The sequence below is a fragment of the Microvirga thermotolerans genome, assembly GCF_009363855.1.
Taxonomy (GTDB): domain Bacteria; phylum Pseudomonadota; class Alphaproteobacteria; order Rhizobiales; family Beijerinckiaceae; genus Microvirga; species Microvirga thermotolerans.
Genome location: NZ_CP045423.1, coordinates 1,720,487 through 1,738,369, shown reverse-complemented (window position 1 = coordinate 1,738,369; position 17,883 = coordinate 1,720,487). Strand labels below are relative to the sequence as shown.

At 68.1% G+C, this 17,883-nt stretch carries 19 protein-coding genes; 10 read left to right on the top strand and 9 right to left on the bottom strand.

The annotated features are described in order from the left end of the window. Nucleotides 1-20: 20 nt before the first annotated feature. The 5 genes from GDR74_RS08115 to GDR74_RS08095 all read left to right on the top strand — a co-directional run bounded on the left by GDR74_RS08115 (nt 21) and on the right by GDR74_RS08095 (nt 4,582). Nucleotides 21-605, top strand: a complete 585-nt coding sequence (locus GDR74_RS08115; protein WP_152585836.1) for an ECF transporter S component — start codon at nt 21-23, stop codon at nt 603-605. Continuing rightward, nucleotides 580-2,262, top strand: a complete 1,683-nt coding sequence (locus GDR74_RS08110; protein WP_152585835.1) for an ABC transporter ATP-binding protein — start codon at nt 580-582, stop codon at nt 2,260-2,262. Before GDR74_RS08115 ends, GDR74_RS08110 begins: the two co-directional genes overlap by 26 nt. Next, nucleotides 2,256-3,002 carry an energy-coupling factor transporter transmembrane component T gene (locus GDR74_RS08105; RefSeq protein ID WP_152585834.1) on the top strand — a complete coding sequence of 249 codons (747 nt, stop codon included), beginning with the start codon at nt 2,256-2,258 and terminating at the stop codon, nt 3,000-3,002. The genes GDR74_RS08110 and GDR74_RS08105 overlap by 7 nt, the downstream gene beginning before the upstream one ends. 92 nt (nt 3,003-3,094) lie before the next feature. Further along, the gene (gene pyrE, locus GDR74_RS08100; RefSeq protein ID WP_152585833.1) at nt 3,095-3,679 is read left to right on the top strand and encodes an orotate phosphoribosyltransferase; all 585 of its coding nucleotides are present in this window, start codon (nt 3,095-3,097) and stop codon (nt 3,677-3,679) included. Between the two features lie 243 nt (nt 3,680-3,922). Then, complete coding sequence (locus GDR74_RS08095; RefSeq protein ID WP_152585832.1) at nt 3,923-4,582, top strand: LabA-like NYN domain-containing protein; 660 nt, start codon at nt 3,923-3,925, stop codon at nt 4,580-4,582. 38 nt (nt 4,583-4,620) lie between these two features. Here the strand turns inward: GDR74_RS08095 and smpB are convergent, their stop codons facing one another. Both smpB and dapA read right to left on the bottom strand, forming a co-directional pair. Further along, nucleotides 4,621-5,094, bottom strand: a complete 474-nt coding sequence (gene smpB, locus GDR74_RS08090; protein WP_152585831.1) for an SsrA-binding protein SmpB — start codon at nt 5,092-5,094, stop codon at nt 4,621-4,623. 4 nt (nt 5,095-5,098) lie between these two features. Beyond that, complete coding sequence (dapA, locus tag GDR74_RS08085; RefSeq protein WP_152585830.1) at nt 5,099-5,983, bottom strand: 4-hydroxy-tetrahydrodipicolinate synthase; 885 nt, start codon at nt 5,981-5,983, stop codon at nt 5,099-5,101. 173 nt (nt 5,984-6,156) lie between these two features. On the opposite strand from dapA, the gene GDR74_RS08080 reads away from it, so the two are divergent. Then, nucleotides 6,157-8,265 (top strand): lytic transglycosylase domain-containing protein, encoded by a 2,109-nt coding sequence (locus GDR74_RS08080; RefSeq protein WP_152585829.1) that lies wholly within the window; start codon nt 6,157-6,159, stop codon nt 8,263-8,265. Nucleotides 8,266-8,304: 39 nt separating this feature from the next. After that, a complete protein-coding gene (locus GDR74_RS08075) occupies nt 8,305-9,198 on the top strand; it encodes an alpha/beta fold hydrolase (protein WP_152585828.1) in 894 nt (297 codons plus the stop codon). Between the two features lie 266 nt (nt 9,199-9,464). Here GDR74_RS08075 and GDR74_RS08070 read toward each other — a convergent pair whose 3' ends face one another. The 7 genes from GDR74_RS08070 to GDR74_RS08045 form a co-directional block, all read right to left on the bottom strand. After that, nucleotides 9,465-10,826, bottom strand: coding sequence for a porin (locus tag GDR74_RS08070; protein WP_152585827.1), 1,362 nt, complete (start codon nt 10,824-10,826; stop codon nt 9,465-9,467). Nucleotides 10,827-11,323: 497 nt separating this feature from the next. Beyond that, the gene (hppD, locus tag GDR74_RS08065) at nt 11,324-12,439 is read right to left on the bottom strand and encodes a 4-hydroxyphenylpyruvate dioxygenase (protein ID WP_152585826.1); all 1,116 of its coding nucleotides are present in this window, start codon (nt 12,437-12,439) and stop codon (nt 11,324-11,326) included. Nucleotides 12,440-12,525: 86 nt separating this feature from the next. Next, entirely contained in the window at nt 12,526-13,152 is a 627-nt protein-coding gene (gene maiA / locus GDR74_RS08060) for a maleylacetoacetate isomerase (RefSeq protein WP_152585825.1), read from the bottom strand. Next, entirely contained in the window at nt 13,149-13,649 is a 501-nt protein-coding gene (locus tag GDR74_RS18165; protein ID WP_194164674.1) for a MarR family winged helix-turn-helix transcriptional regulator, read from the bottom strand. The genes maiA and GDR74_RS18165 overlap by 4 nt, the downstream gene beginning before the upstream one ends. A 139-nt stretch (nt 13,650-13,788) precedes the next feature. After that, a complete protein-coding gene (locus tag GDR74_RS18160) occupies nt 13,789-14,001 on the bottom strand; it encodes a hypothetical protein (RefSeq protein WP_194164673.1) in 213 nt (70 codons plus the stop codon). A 269-nt stretch (nt 14,002-14,270) separates the two neighbouring features. After that, nucleotides 14,271-14,474: a hypothetical protein gene (locus tag GDR74_RS08050; RefSeq protein ID WP_152585823.1), complete on the bottom strand. Its 204-nt coding sequence runs from the start codon at nt 14,472-14,474 to the stop codon at nt 14,271-14,273. Between the two features lie 3 nt (nt 14,475-14,477). Further along, nucleotides 14,478-15,566 (bottom strand): TRAP transporter substrate-binding protein, encoded by a 1,089-nt coding sequence (locus GDR74_RS08045; protein WP_152585822.1) that lies wholly within the window; start codon nt 15,564-15,566, stop codon nt 14,478-14,480. Nucleotides 15,567-15,642: 76 nt separating this feature from the next. Here GDR74_RS08045 and GDR74_RS08040 point away from each other — a divergent pair, with 76 nt between their 5' ends. The 3 genes from GDR74_RS08040 (at nt 15,643) to GDR74_RS08030 (ending at nt 17,883) form a co-directional block, all read left to right on the top strand. After that, complete coding sequence (locus tag GDR74_RS08040; protein ID WP_152585821.1) at nt 15,643-16,659, top strand: fumarylacetoacetate hydrolase family protein; 1,017 nt, start codon at nt 15,643-15,645, stop codon at nt 16,657-16,659. Then, nucleotides 16,656-17,030 (top strand): VOC family protein, encoded by a 375-nt coding sequence (locus GDR74_RS08035; protein ID WP_152585820.1) that lies wholly within the window; start codon nt 16,656-16,658, stop codon nt 17,028-17,030. Before GDR74_RS08040 ends, GDR74_RS08035 begins: the two co-directional genes overlap by 4 nt. 85 nt (nt 17,031-17,115) lie before the next feature. Next, nucleotides 17,116-17,883 (top strand): tellurite resistance TerB family protein, encoded by a 768-nt coding sequence (locus GDR74_RS08030; RefSeq protein ID WP_152585819.1) that lies wholly within the window; start codon nt 17,116-17,118, stop codon nt 17,881-17,883.

The window sequence follows — 17,883 nt, the reverse complement described above, 5'->3', positions numbered from 1 at the left end:
AACAACCCGGGATCGTGCACATGTTCCGTCAACGCGGCTGGACTCTCAAGGAAACCCTCATCGTCACCGTGCTCGGCGCCGTCTTCGCGGTGCTCTACCTGGCCTGGGTCCAGGTCTGGCTGATCGCGCAGGCGGTGTTCGGCCCGCTCGCCATGGACGTGGCGATGGGCTTCTGGTTCGTCGCCTCCATCGTGGCGGCGGCCGTCATCCGCAAGCCGGGCGCGGCCTTCGCCGCGGAGGTGCTGGCGGCGGGCGTCGAGATTCTTCTCGGCAGCCCGGGCGGCCTGATCCTCCTTCTCTCGGGCGCGATCCAGGGTGCGGGAGCCGAGGCCGTGTTCGCAGCGACCCGCTGGCGGAACTACTCGCTCCCCGTCCTCATGGCGGCCGGCGTCGGCGCGGCGGTGTTCTCCTTCGCCTACACCTGGGTCCGCTTCAATTACGGCGCCCTGCAGCCGGGCCTTCTCGCCGCGATGTTCGTCCTGCGCTGCGCGAGCGGCGCGCTGCTCGGCGGCTGGCTGGGGCACGTCATCGTGGAGGCTCTCTATCGCACCGGCGCGCTCACCGGCCTCGCCATCGACCATGACAAGCGCTCCGTCGCAGCCTGACCCAATCCCCGCCGCGCAATGGCGGGCCGCATCGGTCCGCTACCCCTTCGCGCCCCGGGACGCGGTCGGCCCGGTCGATCTCGCGGTCCGGCAGGGCGAGCGGCTCCTCCTCCTCGGGCCCTCCGGCTCGGGCAAGTCGACCCTGCTCCTGACCCTGACGGGGCTGATTCCCCGCAGCGTCCCGGCAGAGGTTCGCGGGAGCGTGTCTCTCTTCGGGCGCGATGCGAGGGAGCGGCAGCCCTGGGCCTGGGCGAAGGACGTCGCCCAGTATTTCCAGGACGCGGACCAGACCCTGTGCGGCATGCGGGTCGAGGACGAGATCGCCTTCGCCCTCGAGAACCGCGCCCTGCCCCCGGCCGAGATCTCGGCCCGCGTGCGGGCGGCGATGGAGCGGGCGGGCCTGCCGGAGGGCTGGCTCCAGCGCCGCTCCATGACCCTGTCGGGCGGCGAGCGGCAGCTGGTGGCGCTCGCCGCGACCTTGGTTCAGGACGCGCCGCTCTTCGTCGCGGACGAACCGACCGCGCACCTGGCCCCGCAGGCGGCGGAGCGGCTCCATCGCCTGCTGATGCAAAGGGAGAAGGATCGCACGGTCCTCATCGTCGACCACAGGCTGGACGGACCGATCGGCTCCATCGACCGGGTGGCGGTGCTGGGGCCGGAGGGCTCGATCCTCGCCGAGGGCGAGCCGCGCCGGCTGTTTCGCGAGAAGCGCGACCTGCTGCGCTCCCACGGCATCTGGCGGCCTGCGGCGAGCGATCTCGATGGCGCCCTGGAGGCGGCCGGGATGACGCCGGTCATTCCGCCTCTCTCGGTGCAGGAGGCGCTGGCGCATCTCGATCCCGGAACGGTCCCGCCGGCCGCCCTCGCGAAGGCACGTCCCGCCGTGGAGGCCTTTCTCGCCTCCCGCCGGCCGGAACCTGCGGCCCCGGCGGGCCGGGCGGTGGCGGAACTGAGGAAGGCCGACTGCGCACCCTACCGCGGCCCCGTGGTGCTGCGGGAGATAGACCTCGCCATCCGCGAGGGCGAGATTCTCGGCATCCTGGGAGCCAACGGCGCCGGCAAGTCGACTCTCGGGGCGTGCCTCGCCGGGCTCCTGCCCCTGCGCGGGGGCACCCGCCGCGGAGCGCCGGGCGGCCTCGCCTTCCAGCGCCCGGAGAACCAGTTCGTCGCCGGAACCGTCGCGGACGAGATCCTCTCCTCCCTGCCGAAGCGCATGGCGGAGGGCGAGAGGCGCCGCCGCCTCGACGCCGTCCTTGCCGCCTGGAGCCTCTCCGGCCTGGAGCGCCGCCACCCGTTCACTTTGTCCCAGGGCCAGAAGCGGCGGCTTGCCCTCGCCAGCCTCACGGCCGCGGATCGCTGGCCGCTGCTGGTGCTGGACGAGCCGACCGCAGGGCTCGATGCGAAGGGCGTCGCGGCCCTTGCCGGGCAGATCGCAGCCCTTGGCGGCGAAGGACGCGCGCTCGCCGTCGTGACCCACGACATGGACCTCGCCCTGCGCCTGTGCACGCGTGCCATCGTGATCGGCGATGGACGCATCCTGGCGGAAGGGCGGCCTGAAGATCTCCTGTTCGATGCGGCGCTCCTGGCATGCGCGGGGCTGGCCGCGCCGTCCTGCGCGCCTGCCCGCCTCTGGCTGCGACGGAGCGCCCCGTGCTGAGCACGATCCACCCCATCGTGAAGCTCGCGGTCTGCATCGCCTGGCTCCTCGCCGCCATGCTGGTGTTCGATGCCCGGTTCCAGCTCGCGTGCATCCTGCTGCCGGCGCTGGCGCTCGCGATCCTCGGCCCCGTTTCGCCGCTCAGGCTCCTCGTCCTGTCGGTTCCCTTCGCCCTGTTCGGCCTCGGCTTCCTGACCACGTCCCTGCTCTTCCACCGGGAAAGCGACTTCGCCCTGCACGTGGCCAGGGAGGCCGCCTTCGCATCGCCGGCCTTCTCCGCCGGGATGACGCTGTTCCTGCGGGCTCTCGCCTGCGGCGCGATTTCCATGGTCTTTGCCCTCACCACCGATCCGGACGGGATGGTCCGCGCCCTGATGGCGACGTTCGGGCTGCCTCCCCGGATCGGCTACTCCCTGTTCGCGGTCATGCAGCTCGTTCCGGACCTCGCTTCCGAAGCGCAGCAGATGCGCCTCGCCCGCGCCATGAAGAGCGGGCGCCCGCCGCGGCGCATTCCGGGACCCTTCGAGCTCTTCGGCCTGATCGTCCCGCTCCTCGCCTTCGCGATCCGACGCGCGGGCCGCACCGCCGTCGCGATGGAAGCGCGCGGGCTTTCGCCGGACGGCCCCCGCACGCTCATGAACGCCCCCCGCTTCCGCCGCCGGGACTGGGCCTTCGGCCTCCTCGCCATGGGTGCGCTCGCCACTCTGATGCTGCTCGCCCTGCGGTTTCCGGCGCCGTGACGCCATGGCCGCGGAGCCGAGCGGCATGCGCCGCGGCCTCTTGCGCCATGACGTGGCGCCTGCCAAAGAGCGGCAAAGCAGGAGACGAAGCCATGACCCCCGAAGACGTACTCGACGAATTCCGTTCCGCCGGCGCGCTTCTCGAAGGGCACTTCATTCTTTCGTCGGGCCTGCACAGCCCCGTCTTCCTGCAGAAGATGTTCGTGTTCCAGGACCCGGCGCGCACGGAGCGCGTCTGCCGGGCCCTCGCACAGAAGATCCGCGAGACCTACGGCGAGGTGGATTACGTGGTGTCGCCGGCCATCGGCGGGATCGTGCCGGGCTACGAGACCGCCCGCCATCTCGGCTGCAAGGCGATCTTCGTCGAGCGGGAGAACGGGGTCTTCGCCCTGCGGCGCGGCTTCGCGATTCCCGAGGACGCGCGGGTGGTCATGGTCGAGGACATCGTGACCACGGGCCTCTCCTCGCGGGAATGCCTGGCGGCCCTGCGCGAGCATCCCGGCCGCATCCTCGGCGCCGCCTGCCTCATCGACCGCTCGGGCGGCAGGGCGGACCTCGGCGTGCCGCTCGTCTCCCTCGTGAAGCTCGACATCCCGGCCTATCCGGCCGACAAGCTGCCGCCGGAGCTTGCGGCCCTGCCGGCGGTGAAGCCGGGCAGCCGGAACATCACAACATAGCGAAGGGATTGATTCCGCTGAAAGAAATATGGCTTTTTTAGAGCATTACCTTGACACGTAGAAGCCGCATGGCTTTACTCGTGCCGATTAAGCTTTTTACTCGTCTGATGGGTTTCTAGAACAGCCTGTTTCCAGGCACGTCGCAAATAAGTCGCGTGATTGCATTTGAAACGCGAGATTTTGATGTCGCTTTGTCAAGCAAGTTGTTTCGAAGGCCCAGCCAGATCAAGCAAGAGATTCCATATGGCAGGCCAGCAACGGATCGCGCTCTTCATTGACGGAGCCAATCTTTACGCTACGACAAAAACCCTTGGTTTCGATATAGATTACAAGCGTTTGCTGAAGGAGTTCCAGAGCCGCGGCACGCTGGTCAGGGCCTTCTATTACACCGCCCTCGTCGAGGACCAGGAGTATTCCTCCATCCGTCCGCTGATCGACTGGCTCGACTACAACGGCTACCGGGTCGTGACGAAGCCCACGAAGGAGTTCGTCGACTCGGCGGGCCGCCGGAAGGTCAAGGGCAACATGGACATCGAGCTCGCCATCGACGCCCTCGAGCTCGCCCCGTACATCGACCACATGGTCCTGTTCTCCGGCGACGGGGACTTCCGCTCCCTGGTGGAGGCGATGCAGCGCCGCGGCGTGCGGGTTTCGGTCGTCTCGACGGTGACGACCCAGCCGCCCATGGTGGCCGACGAGCTGCGCCGCCAGGCCGACGAGTTCCTCGACCTCGCCCAGCTCGCCTCGAAGATCGGCCGCGACCCGTCCGAGCGGCCGCCACGGACGTCCGGCGAGAACGGCGACCGCCCCGAGCGTCCCTCGCGCCATCAGCCGCCGCAGAACGGCGGCCTGGAGCGCCGCTACGGGATCCGCCAGGCCCAGGACGACGACCTGGAAATCTGAAGGCGGACGAAGTCCGCGCCCTTGCGGGAAGCCGGCCGTCAGCCCTTCTCCCGCATGAGGCGCGCCTTCTCCCGGTTCCAGGAGCGCTCCTTCTCCGTCTCGCGCTTGTCGTGCAGCTTCTTGCCGCGTCCGAGGCCGAGTTCCACCTTCGCCCGCCCCCGGTCGTTGAAGTAGATCTTGAGGGGAATGACGGTGAAGCCCTCGCGCTGGGTGGCGCCGATCAGCTTGTCGATCTGCCGCCTGTGCAGGAGCAGCCGCCGCGGCCGGCGGGTCTCGTGGTTGAAGCGGTTCGCCTGGAGATATTCGGGGATGTAGGCGTTGAAGAGGAAGAGCTCCTCGCCGGAGGGGCCGGCATAGGCCTCTCCGATGGTCGCCTTGCCCTGGCGCAGGGACTTCACCTCCGTGCCGGTCAGGGCGATGCCGGCCTCGTAGGTGTCCACGATCTCGTAATTGAACCGCGCCTTCCGGTTGTCGGCGACGATGCGGTGGGCGTTCTTGGGATCGCTCTTCATCGGCTCACGCGTTGATCAGGCCCGCATGGACCATCGCGGACCGCACCCGCTGGCGGGTGGGCTCCGACACGGGCAGCATGGGCAGGCGGACATCCTCCTCCATCAGCCCGAGCAGCGAGGCCGCATACTTCACCGGCGCGGGGTTGGTCTCGACGAAGAGCGCCTCGTGCAGGGGCATCAGTCGGTCCTGGATCTTGAGGGCGGTCGCGAAATCGCCCTTCAGGCAGGCGGCCTGCATCTCGGCGCAGAGCCGCGGCGCCACGTTGGACGTGACGGAGATGCAGCCGTGCCCGCCATGGGCCATGAAGCCGAGAGCGGTCGCATCCTCGCCGGAGAGCTGGATGAAGTCGGGCCCCATGGCCTGCCGCTGCTGGCTGACGCGGGCCATGTTGGCCGTGGCGTCCTTCACGCCGACGATGTTCTTCAGCTCGTAGAGCCGGGCCATCGTCTCCACGGACATGTCGATCACCGAACGGCCGGGGATGTTGTAGATGAAGATCGGGATGCCGACCGCGTCGTTGATCGCCTTGAAGTGCCGGTAGAGCCCTTCCTGGGTCGGCTTGTTGTAGTAGGGCGTGACGATCAGGAGCGCGTCCGCGCCGACCTTTTCGGCATGGCGGGAGAAGCCGACGGCCTCCTCGGTGCTGTTGGACCCGGCTCCCGCGATCACCGGAACCCGCCCCTTCGCCTGCTCCACGCAGATCTGGACCACCCGGTCGTGCTCCTTGTGGCTCAGGGTCGGGCTCTCGCCCGTCGTGCCCACGGGGACGAGGCCGTTCGTCCCGTTCTCGATCTGCCAGTCGATATGTTTCCGGAACGCCGCCTCATCCACGGCCCCATCCTTGAATGGGGTTACGAGAGCCGTGATGGAGCCTTTGAATTGCTTCATGTTCTTCCTCGCAAAAGCAGCGTTCGTCGGGGGGTGAGACTTGCGGACCTACACATAGGGCCTGCGGCGCATCGGCGCAAACACCCCTGTCGAGAGTTGTCCTAGCCCGCGACATGGTGTTTCCTCAAGAACAACGTCGCCGAATACGGCACGTGCGACGACAAGGGGATCGTATGAGCCTCAAGACCCGTCTCCTGGGACGCCTGACGGCGTCGGCCGCTCTTGTTCTGCTCTCCTGCCCTGCCGCCCTGGCCGCCCCTCCGCCCGAGGGACCGCCCCGCCCCGCCGCGGACGCACGGGTTCCCGCCGATCCGGAGACCACGGGCTCCGTGGACGGCTACGCCTACGTCCCGCCTATCGCGCCCCTGCGCGATCGGGACTACCTCCCCCTCATCTTCAAGGCCTTCCGCACCGGGGACTGGACGGAGGCCCAGATCCTCGAAACGAAGCTGACCGAGCCCTCCTCGGTGGCCCTTGCGGAATGGTTCGCTCTGCGCAGCGGCATTCCGATGGGATTCGAGCGGATCATGTCCTTCCAGCGCACCTATCCCGACTGGCCGCAGACGGCCCAGTTCCGCCGCAGGGCGGAGGAGGCCCTGGTGGCGGAGCGCAGGCCCGCCGCGCAGGTCCGCGCGTTTTTCGCCCAGCAGAAGCCCATGACGGCCGGCGGCCGGATCTCCCTCGCCTTCGCCCTGAAAGGAGACGGCCAGGAGGCGGAGGCCAACGCCCTGATCCGCCAGGTGTGGCGCGAGGACTCCTTCGGCTCCGAATGGGAGGGCCGGATCCTCGACCGCTTTCCCGGCGCGCTGCAGCAGGTGGACCATCGCTACCGGATGGAGCGCCTCCTCTTCAAGGAAACCTGGGGCGCCGCCCTGCGCGCGGCCGGCTACGCGGGCAAGGACTACGAGACGCTCGTGAAGGCCCGGATGGGCGTCTATCAGGGCAAGCGCAAGGCGGAGAAGGCCTTTGCCGCCGTGCCGGCGAGCCTGCGCAAGGACCCCTCCTACCTCTTCTCCCGGGCGCTCTACCTGCGCCGCGCCAACAAGCTCGCCGAGGCGGCCGCCGTCATGGCCCAGGCGCCGCGGGACCCGGAACTCCTCGTCGACGGGGACGAGTGGTGGAACGAGCGCCGGCTCGTCGCCCGCGCGCTCCTGGACAAGGGGGACGCGCGGACCGCCTACCAGGTGTCGAGCCAGGCGGCGCCGGAATCCCCCGCGCAGCGGATCGAGGCCGCCTTCCATGCCGGCTGGATCGCCCTGCGCTTCCTCAAGGAGCCGGCCACCGCCGCCGAGCATTTCGCCGCCGCCGAGAAAGTGGCGACGACCCCCATCTCGATCTCCCGCATCGCCTACTGGCGCGCCCGCGCCGCCGAAGCGGCGGGCTCGTTCCGGGAGGCACAGCTCCACTACGAGCGCGCCGCGGACAGGCCGACGACCTATTACGGCCAGCTCGCCCGCTCGAAGCTCGGCCAGACCATCGCCCTGAGGACCGTCGCCCCCCTCGCGGAGGAGGAACGCCAGACCTTCGAAGGCCTCACCCCGATACAGGCCCTGAAGGCGCTTCAGGACCTCGACGAGCCTGAGCTCACGCTCCGGCTCTATACGGAGCTGGCCCAAACGCTCGACGATCCGGGTCGGCTCGACGCCCTCGCCAGCCTCGCCAATGCCCGCAACAACGCCCGCGCCGTGCTCATCGTCGGCAAGCTGGCCTCGCAGCGCGGCATTCCGCTCGACATGCACGCCTATCCGCTTGCCGCCGTTCCCGATTTCGACCCCGTCGGCGAGGAGGTGGAGCCGGCGATGGTCTACGCGATCGCCCGGCAGGAGAGCGCCTTCAATCCCCAGGCCGTCTCCAGCGCCGGGGCCCGGGGGCTCATGCAGCTGATGCCGGCGACGGCGAAGGAAACCGCCCGGCGCGTCGGTCTCGGCTTCGATCTCAACCGGCTCGTGACCGATCCGGCCTACAACGCCAAGCTCGGCTCGGCCCATCTCGGTGAGCTCATGGACGACTGGAAGGGCTCCCACATTCTCGCCTTCGCCTCCTACAACGCGGGCGGCGGAAACGTGAAGAAATGGATCAAGGCCTATGGCGATCCCCGCGATCCCGAGGTCGATCCCGTCGACTGGGTGGAGAGAATCCCCTTCTCCGAGACGCGCAACTACGTCCAGCGGGTGCTGGAGAACCTCAACGTCTACCGGCAGCGGCTCAGGCACCCTTCCCCGCCCGCGCCCGCCACGGCCGGAACCGACCTCACGGCGGAGGCGACGCGCCCGGTGAATTGAGGCAGGATGCGACCGCCTCAGCGGGATTCGGAGCGGCAGATGGGCAGTCTTTACCGGGATCTCTTCGTATCGGCCGCGGATGGCCTGCGCCTCTACGCCTGCGACTACGGACCCGATCCCTCCGACGCTCTGCCGGTGGTCTGCCTGCCGGGACTCGCCAGGACCTCCGAGGACTTTCACGACCTCGCCGAAAGCCTCGCCGGCGACGCTGCCCGGCCGCGGCGGGTCCTCAGCCTCGACTACCGGGGCCGGGGCCGCTCGGACTGGGACAAGGACTGGCGCAATTACGATGTGCGCGTGGAGGCCAACGACGTGCTCCAGGTCCTGACCGCTGCGGGAATCCATCGGGCGGTCTTCGTGGGGACGTCCCGGGGCGGCCTCATCGCCATGGCGCTCGGGGCCCTTCGCCCGACGGTCATCGCCGCCGCCGTCCTCAACGACGTCGGGCCGACCATCGAGGGCAAGGGGCTGATGCGGATCAAGGGCTATGTGGGCAGGCTCCCCGTGCCCGGCACTCTGCAGGAGGGCGCCGACCTCCTGAAGCGGATCTCGGACGCGCAGTTCCCCGCCTTCACCGACGAGCAATGGCTGAAGCAGGCCCGGGGAACCTGGCGGGAGGACGCGGGACGCCTCGTCCTCCGCTACGACCCCCTGCTCATGAAGACCCTCGAGGCCCTCGACCTCGAGATGCCCCTGCCCGACCTGTGGCCCCTCTTCGAAGGCCTGAAACCGTTTCCGGTCCTCGCGATCCGGGGCGCGAACTCGGACCTCCTGAGCGCCGAGACTCTCGAGAAGATGCGGCAGGCCCATCCCCGCCTCAAGGCCGTCACCGTGCCCGGCCAGGGCCACGCCCCTCCGATCGAGGGCGATCTGATCGGGGCCGTCAGGAGCCTCGTCGAGGAAGCGGAGCGAAGCAGGCCGGTTCCGGCCTGAGCCGCTCTCGGAATTTCTCTCCCGCTGGGCTCTCTCTCACAGGAACCCCACCCTCGGCAGGAGCGGCGGCTCAGCGCCCTATCGGCTTCCGGTTCATCCCTCTCGGCGAAGGCCGGAGACCATTCCGTCACGCAAGAGGCGGAGGGACGGCTCCGGGCGATGGAGCGCGATCTTCCCGGGTCTCGGCCGCAATCGCTCCCGCACCCGCCAAAGGAAAAACCCCGGTGTTGCCACCGGGGTTTCCCTGACCGATCGGGTTGAACCGATTAGAAGTCGCGCTGGACGCGGAAGCGGCCTTCGATCGCGTCGGAGCTGCCGACCGTGCCGCTGAGGTTGCCGACGAGCGCCGGGTTCGGCACCGCCACGCGGCCACGCGGATCGATCTTGGCGTAGATCACTTCGAGGCCCAGATCGAGGCCCGACACCGGCTGCCAGAAGATGTTGGCACCGACGCGGAGCTCGTTCCAGTCGACGAGGCCGACGGTCGCGCCGTTGGCGAGAACCGTGGAGGCGCCGCCGCCGTAGTTCACCCGCATGTACGAACCGAAGAAGTTCGAACGGATCTGCGGGGTCCAGTAGTGGCGCAGACCACCGGCGATCGCCCAGGCCTTGCTCTTCTCGAGGTCGCCGTTCAGCGGGTTCACGTAGGCGTCGGCCATCAGGATCTGGCCCGTGCCGAACTGCGTGACGGGGCCGATGATCGTGCCGTTGGAGCCGTTCGTGCCGCCGTTCAGGTAGCCGATGGCGCCGTTGGCGTAGGTCGCAGCGAACCAGAGCGCATCGCCGGGGGCGAGCTGCGGCAGGTTCACGCCGACCGTACCGGCGACGGCGAAGCCGTACTCGGTGTCCGGATAGTCGGTGACCGGGCCGAACGGAGTGGCGAAGGTCAGCAGGTTGTTGCTGCGGATCTGGTGAACCGCACCGGAGAGCTGAGCCGTACCCCAGGTGCCGGTGTACTTCAGGTTACCGACGAGGTCCGGAGCGCGCTGACCGGCGTTGATCAGGCCAATCGCGGCCGGGCCGCCGGCGATGAAGCCGTTCTGGCGACGCTCGAGGCCGTCCTCGATCGAGATAGAGGCCGAGAAGCCGTTGCCGAAGCTGAAGGTGTAGGCGAGCAGGTCGACGTCGGGAGCGTCGTCGAAGCGCAGCGTGCCCATGTGACCGGTCGGCAGATCGCCGTTCGAGAAGAACGAGGTCACGCGACCGGCGGTGAGGCCGCCGAACTGGATGAAGGCCTCGGCCACGTTGGCGCCCTGAGCGATCGAGCCGTTGTTGCCGAACGGCGTGCCGGACGAACGGGTGATCTCGAAGCGCACGAACGTACGGAGCAGGCCGTAAGCGGTCGCCGTGCGGGCGTCGAGCTGGATGCGGCCGCGGGCACGGAAGCCGACGGCGTCATCGCCACGGAGCAGCGGCGTGTCGTACAGGTAGTCCGCACGGACGCGGCCACCGACGCGCAGGCAGGTCTCCGTGCCCGGGATGTAGAAGAAGCCTGCGCCGTAGGTGGAGCAGACGCGAACGTATTCAACAGGAGCGGCCTTCTTCGCGGGAAGATCGGCAGCTTGAGCGCCCGCAACGGCGGCGAGACCCGCGACCGATCCGAGCATAAGGCTCTTAACGAGCTTCATTGGTTGACCTCCAAAGTTTCGAGACCCTGGGGGGCTGGGCTTTGTGCCGGGCGGCCTCGAAGAAGCCTGGACACGTCCCTTTTCCCCTAGAGACCTGACGACCCCACCATCGTGGTTGGAACCGACAAATCACGACTGGGGTGCCCCCGTCGCTGTGGTCACATTAGCGAGAGCGGTTCGGGAGGCAACCGAATGAAGGCGCAAAAGGGGCCGCGAGAGGGGGTTTTCGTAGGCATGTTGCACAAAGGCAACGTTCGCGGCGAGGGATCTTTACCTTTCGGTAAGGCCCGGGCCGATTTGCTAACAAAGCATTAATAAATATGGCCTTTTTCAGCAAGGCCCGATGCGCGCCGCGGCGGAATCGCCCCTGGCTCAGGTGGTTCCGGAAGGGCAGGATCGCGGGGCAAGTCGGGCAGGAATGTGGAGGCCTTGCCGGAAACGGAGAAGGCCGGGACGGGCCCGGCCTTCGATTCGTCAGGGCGACTCGCGCCGCGGAGTCAGGCGACCTTCGGCTTGAGGACGCCGCGGCGGATCTGATCCTCCTCGATGGATTCGAACAGCGCCTTGAAGTTGCCTTCGCCGAATCCCTCGTCGCCCTTGCGCTGGATGAACTCGAAGAAGATCGGGCCGATGGCGGTCTTGCCGAAGCGCTGGAGCAGGACCTTGGTGAAGCCGCCCTCGACGACCCCCTCCCCGTCGATGAGGATGCCGTTCTTCTTGAGGCGGTCGAGCGGCTCGCCGTGGTTGGGCAGCCGCTTGTCGACGCGGGAATAGTAGATGTCGTTCGGCGCCGGCATGAACTCGACCCCGGCCGCGAGCAGGCTCTCGATGGATTCGTAGAGGTCGTGGGAGCCCAGCGCCACGTGCTGGATGCCCTCGCCCTTGTATTCCTGCAGGTACTCCTCGATCTGGCCGCTCTCGCCCGCATCCTCGTTGATCGGGATGCGGATCTTGCCGTCGGGGCTCGTCATGGCGCGGGAATGGAGGCCCGTCAGCTTGCCCTCGATGTCGAAGTAGCGGATCTGCCGGAAGTTGAAGAGCTTCTCGTAGAATGCGGCCCACTCGTTGAGGCGGCCGCGATAGACGTTGTGGGTCAGGTGGTCGATGTAATAGAGTCCCACGCCTTTGGGCTTGGGATCCCTCTCGCCGAACCACTCGAAGTCCACGTCGTAGATGGAGCCCTTGGCGCCGTAACGGTCGACCAGGTAGATCTGCAGCCCGCCGATGCCCTCGATGGCGGGAATCTCGAGCTCGTTCGGCCCGGCCTGCGTCTCCGCGGGCTTCGCCCCCAGGGAGAGCGCCCGCTCATAGGCGTATTTCGCATCGACCACCCGGAAGGCCATGGCCGGGGCGCAGGGTCCGTGCTGGCGGGCGAAGCGCTCGGCGAAGGAGCCCGGCTGCGCGTTGACGATGAAGTTGATGTCGCCCTGGCGGTAGAGCGTCACCTTCTTGGACCGGTGCCTGGCAACCGGCGAGAAGCCCATGGTCCTGAAGAGCCGATCGAGTTCCTCCGGGTTCGGATGGCTGAACTCGACGAACTCGAAGCCGTCGGTGCCCATCGGGTTCTCGTCGGAGATGGCGGGGGGCGGCGCGTCGTGCGGGAACGGTCCCATGGTTTCCTCCTGTTCATCCTCCGGCCGCATCGTCGCGGGCCGGCCGTTGCGAGGCGTTCCGCCCGCTCCAGGGCGGGACGCGGGTCTCAGGCCGCGTCCGGCTGGTTCGCCGGCGCGGCATCCCGGAAGGCGGGAAGATCGGCGCAGGCCGCGTCGACCGCCCGGATCTTCGGGTAGTCGTCGAGGGGAACGTTGAAGCGCCGCGCATTGAACACCTGGGGCACGAGGTAGAGATCGGCCAGGGTGACGCGGTTGCCGAAGGCATAGGGTCCCGGCTCGATCATCTTCTCGATGGCATCGAAGCCCTCCCGCACCCAGTGGGCATACCACGCGTCCATGGCGGCCTGGTCGTGGCCGAGCCTGTTCTTGAGATAGGCCAGGGTGCCGGAATTGTTCAGCGGATGGATGTCGCACGCGACGATGCTGGCTACCGCGCGGACCTTCGCCCGCTGCACCGCGCCGACCGGCAGGAGCGGCGGCTCGGGATAGACCTCGTCGAGATATTCCAGGAGCGCAGGCGACTGGGTCAGCACCGTCGTGCCGAGATCGAGGGAGGGCACGCGCCCCTGCGGGTTCACCAGCCGGTATCCCTCCGCCTTCTGCTCCCCCTTCAGCAGGTTCACAGGCACCGCCTCGTAGCGGACCCCTTTCAGGTTCAAGGCGATCCGGACCCGGAACGCGGCCGAGGAGCGGAAATAGGTGTAGAGCTTCACGGTTCGATATCTCCCTCCGGAGCCATCGCGCGGGCGCGCACGGTCAGCCGGTCGATGAGTGTGACGAGCAGCGCCTGCTCCTCCCGCGTCAGGACGGACAGGAGCTGGCTTTCGAAGCCGAGGGCCTGCGGAGCGAGGGATTCGTAGATGCGCCGCCCTTCGGCGGTCAGCGCGAGCCACTCCTCCCGCCGGTCGTCCTCGTTCGGACGGCGCTGGATGAGACCGCGCTGCTCCAGGGAGGAGACGGCGCGGGAAATCGTCGATTTGTGCATGACCCCGTGCGCCGCGATATCGCGGGCCGTGCGCACCTCGTACTGCCCGAGGGTGACGATGACGCGCCAGGCGGGAATCGAGAGGCCGAAGCGCTCCGCGTAGATCTGGGCGAGCGCGTTCGAGGTCAGGCTCGCCAGGACCTTGAGCCGGTAGGGTAGGAACTCCTCGAGCACCAGCTTGGGCTCGAAGGCGTCCTTGCGCGCGGTGGATCGGGATGCCGTCATTCGTCGAACCGTTGCCTGTGCAACCAATATCCCATCAACGTTGCGCGCGCAACCGAAAGGCGGCGCCTTCACGAACACGGGACCCGGCTTCCCGCGCTCGATCGGGCGCGGACGTGCCTCGAGCTTGGCAGCGTGAAACCTATCCGGTCGGATTGGGCGAAACGGGGGACTCTTGGGCGGCGGCGCTCGGCAGGGTCGAGAGGTCGAGCGGGCCGAACTCGCCCTCGAACTTGGAGCGCCAGGTCTCTTCCGACAGCACGCCGGCGGCATGGAAGACGTCAAGGAAATCTACCGTTTCCCAGGGAGCTTCCGGCACCAGCACGGCGAACGCTGCGGCCAAGGGCTCGGACATAAGCACCGCGGGGCGGCCATCCCAGTCGCAAAACGTCAAAGATGACATGGGCTCACCGGGAAACTCTGCAACAAGCGACAACCAAATTGGCAATCCTGTCAACTCGGGCGGTCGGTCCGTCCCGGGCGCCCTGGATCCTGACCCCAAAGCGGCCGTCCACGAAAACGCTCGACGCCACCGACCGCGTGCAGGATCTGAGCGGGCTAGCGCCCCCGGCAAGTCCGAGGGCCGACGATGGGATTTCAAGGCGGCATCCAGCCCGCCCTCGATCAGGCACCGTCACCCGGGACGAGGCCGGAGACGGCGAGCTGGGCGCGGAACTGCGACAGGAGGTCGAGGCGCCGGGAAAGCTCGCCCCCATCGCTCCCGAGCGTCGCCGCCGCGAGCACGGCGGCAGGCCCGGCCGCTAGAATCGCACCGGACCGGCGCGGCCGCCATTTTCCATGGCGGCCGGCATCCGGATCCTTCCGCAAGGCTTACGCGCGCCCGCGGGTGCGGATCATGAAGGTGTCGAAGGCGTATTCGTTGAGCTGCCACCAGGGCAGCACGTCGTTCCGGTAGGCGACCATCGAATCGTAGGCCCTCTTGAAGTCGGCGTTCTTGGCGGAAAGCTCCGCATAAAGCTCGTTCGCCGCCTTGAGGGAGGCTTCCATGATCGGCTGCGAGAAGGTGCGCAGCTCCGCGCCGTTGGCCACCATGCGCCGGAGGGCCTGCCCGTTCACCGCGTCGTACTTCGCCAGCATCCAGTTGTTCGCCGCCTCGGCGGCGTTGGACATGATGGCCTGGTAATGCTTGGGCAGCTCGTTCCACTTCTGCTGGTTGATGACGAGGTGCAGCATGGCGCCGCCTTCCCACCAGCCGGGCGCGTAATAGTACTTGGCGACCTTCAGGAAGCCGAGCTTCTCGTCGTCGTAGGGACCGACGAACTCCGCCGCATCGAGCGTGCCGCGCTCCAGAGCCGGATAGACGTCGCCGGGAGCGACCTGCTGCGGTACCACGCCGAGCTTCGCCAGCACCTGGCCGCCGAGGCCGCCGATGCGGAACTTGAGGCCCTTCAGGTCGTCGACGGTGTTGATCTCCTTGCGGAAGAAGCCGCCCATCTGCGCGCCGGAATTGCCGCAGACCAGGGAGGTGCAGTTGTACTTCGCCAGGATCTCGTTGATGATTTCCTTGCCCCCGGCGAAATGCCACCAGGAATGGGCCTGTCGCGCATTGAGGCTGAACGGCAGGCCGGTGGCGACGCCCAGCGCCGGCTCCCGGCCGATGTAGTAATAGGTCGGGGTGTGGGCGCACTCGACGGAGCCGTTCTCGACCGCATCCATCGCCTGCAGGCCGCCGACGATCTCGCCGGGACCGAACACCTGGATCTGGAACTTGCCGTCGGTCGCGTCCGCCATGTACTTGGCGAAGATCTGGGCGGTTCCGAAGATCGTGTCGAGGGACTTGGGGAAGCTCGAGGTCAGACGCCAGCGGACCTCCGGCGCGGACTGCGCGATGGCGGGCGCGGCGACCGTCCCGGCGGCCGCGGCGAGCCCTGCGCCCGCGAGAAAGGTTCTTCTTTTCATGGTGGTCGTCATTGGCGTTTCCCCGCAAGTCGTTTCGTTGCAAGCTCAGTGAAGCATAACAACCCGGTCGGTGGCTATGAAGCTCTCATCCCTCAAACAAGGCCGTGATGGCCGTCTCGTCGTCGTCTCAAGGGACCTCACCCGTGCAACGGACGCATTTTTCATCGTTCCCACGCTTCAGCAAGCCCTCGACGACTGGGAGAGGATCGCGCCCCGCCTCCAGGATCTGTCCGAGCAGCTCGAGCACGGCTCGGTGCCCGCCATCCGCTTTCACGAGCACGATTGCGAATCGCCGCTTCCCCGGGCCTACCAGTGGGCCGACGGCTCCGCCTACGTGAATCACGTGGAGCTCGTCCGCAAGGCGCGCGGCGCGGAGATGCCCGCCTCCTTCTGGACGGATCCGCTCATGTACCAGGGCGGCTCCGACGCCTTCCTCGGCCCGCGCGACCCGATCCTCGCCATGGACGAGGCTCACGGCATCGACTTCGAGGCGGAGATCGCCGTCGTCACGGGAGACGTGCCCATGGGCGCGACGCGGCAGGAGGCGCTCGACGCCATCCGCCTCGTCATGCTCGTCAACGACGTATCCCTGCGCAACCTGATCCCCGCGGAGCTCGCCAAGGGCTTCGGCTTCTTCCAGTCGAAGCCCTCCTCCGCCTTCTCCCCCGTCGCCGTCACGCCGGACGAGCTCGGCGACGCCTGGAAGGACGGCAAGGTCCACCTGCCCTTGCTCTCGACCCTCAACGGCCGTCTCTTCGGCAGGCCCGACGCGGGCACCGACATGACCTTCGACTTCCCGGCGCTCATCGCCCACGCGGCGAAGACGCGGCCGCTGGGCGCGGGGACCATCGTCGGCTCCGGCACCGTGTCGAACAAGGGTCCGGACGGCGGCCCCGGCCGGCCCGTGACCGAGGGCGGCGTCGGCTATTCCTGCATCGCGGAGCAGCGCATGGTGGAGACGATTCTGCAAGGCGAGCCGAAGACGCCGTTCCTGCGCTTCGGCGACACCGTGCGCATCGAGATGAAGGACCGGCAGGGCCACTCGATCTTCGGGGCCATCGAGCAGACGGTGAAGGCCTACGCCAGGGAATGATTCTCCGTCTCGACCACGTTCAACTCGCCATTCCGCCCGGCGCCGAGGACGCCTGCCGCCGGTTCTACGTGGATCTGCTCGGGATGGAGGAGGTGGAAAAACCCGCCTCCCTCGCGGCGCGCGGCGGCCTCTGGCTGCGCGCCGGCGACGCCGCGGTCCATCTCGGGGTCGAGGCAGATTTCCGCCCCGCCCGGAAGGCGCACCCCGGATTTGTCGTAGCCGATCCCGATGCGCTGGCCGCCGCTCTCGCCCAGGCGGGGCACGAGCCTTCGTGGGACGATGCCCTGCCCGGAATTCGCCGTTTCTACGTGGCAGATCCGTGCGGCAACAGGCTCGAATTTCTCTCCTCGGGAATCACGCCTCCGGCCTGACCGTCCGGATCGCCCCCGAGGAACCGTTTCGAGCGGCGCGACTTTCAACCGTCGGCAGAACGCCGTCGCAACGGGGAGAACGGACATGGATCTCGGCAGCATTCTCGATGGCCTCCTGAACGGCCAGAACCGGTCGGGCGGGCAGCCCTCGGCCAACCGACCGGGATCGCCCCAGGGCAATCTCGGGAGCCTGCCCGGGAACCTGGGCGATCTGACCAGGCAGATCTCGGGGAGCATGGGCGGCATGGGCGGCCTCGCCGGCGGCGCCCTCCTCTCGCTGATCCTCGGCTCCAAGGCGGGCCGCTCCGCCGGCGGATCTCTGCTCAAGGCAGGCGGCCTCGCGGTGCTCTCCGCGATCGCCATGAAGGCCTACCAGGACTGGCAGAACCGGCAGGTGCCCGGCGCCACCGCCGGTCCCGAGCACCTTCCGTCCCAGATCCCGCAGGGCAGCGGCTTCCACATCGGCGAAGAGAAGGACAGCCACGGGCGCGAGTTCGGCGTGGCCCTCGTCCAGGCCATGATCTCGGCGGCGAAGTCGGACGGGCACCTCGACGGCGAAGAGAGCGTCCGGATCCAGGACCAGATCCGGACCCTCGGCCTCGGCGCCGAGGAGAAGGGCTTCCTCATGGACGTCATGGGCAAGCCCGCCGATCCGGCGGCCATCGCGCGGCTCGCCGGCACGCAGGCGCAGGCGGCGGAACTCTATGCCGCCTCCCTCATGGCCATCGGCGACGCCGATATGGCGGAGGAGAAGGCCTATCTCCAGCAGCTCGCATCGAACCTGCAGCTGCCGCCGGACCTCGTGGCCCATCTCGACGCGCAGGTGAACGGCCTGCGGCATCGCATGGCCTGA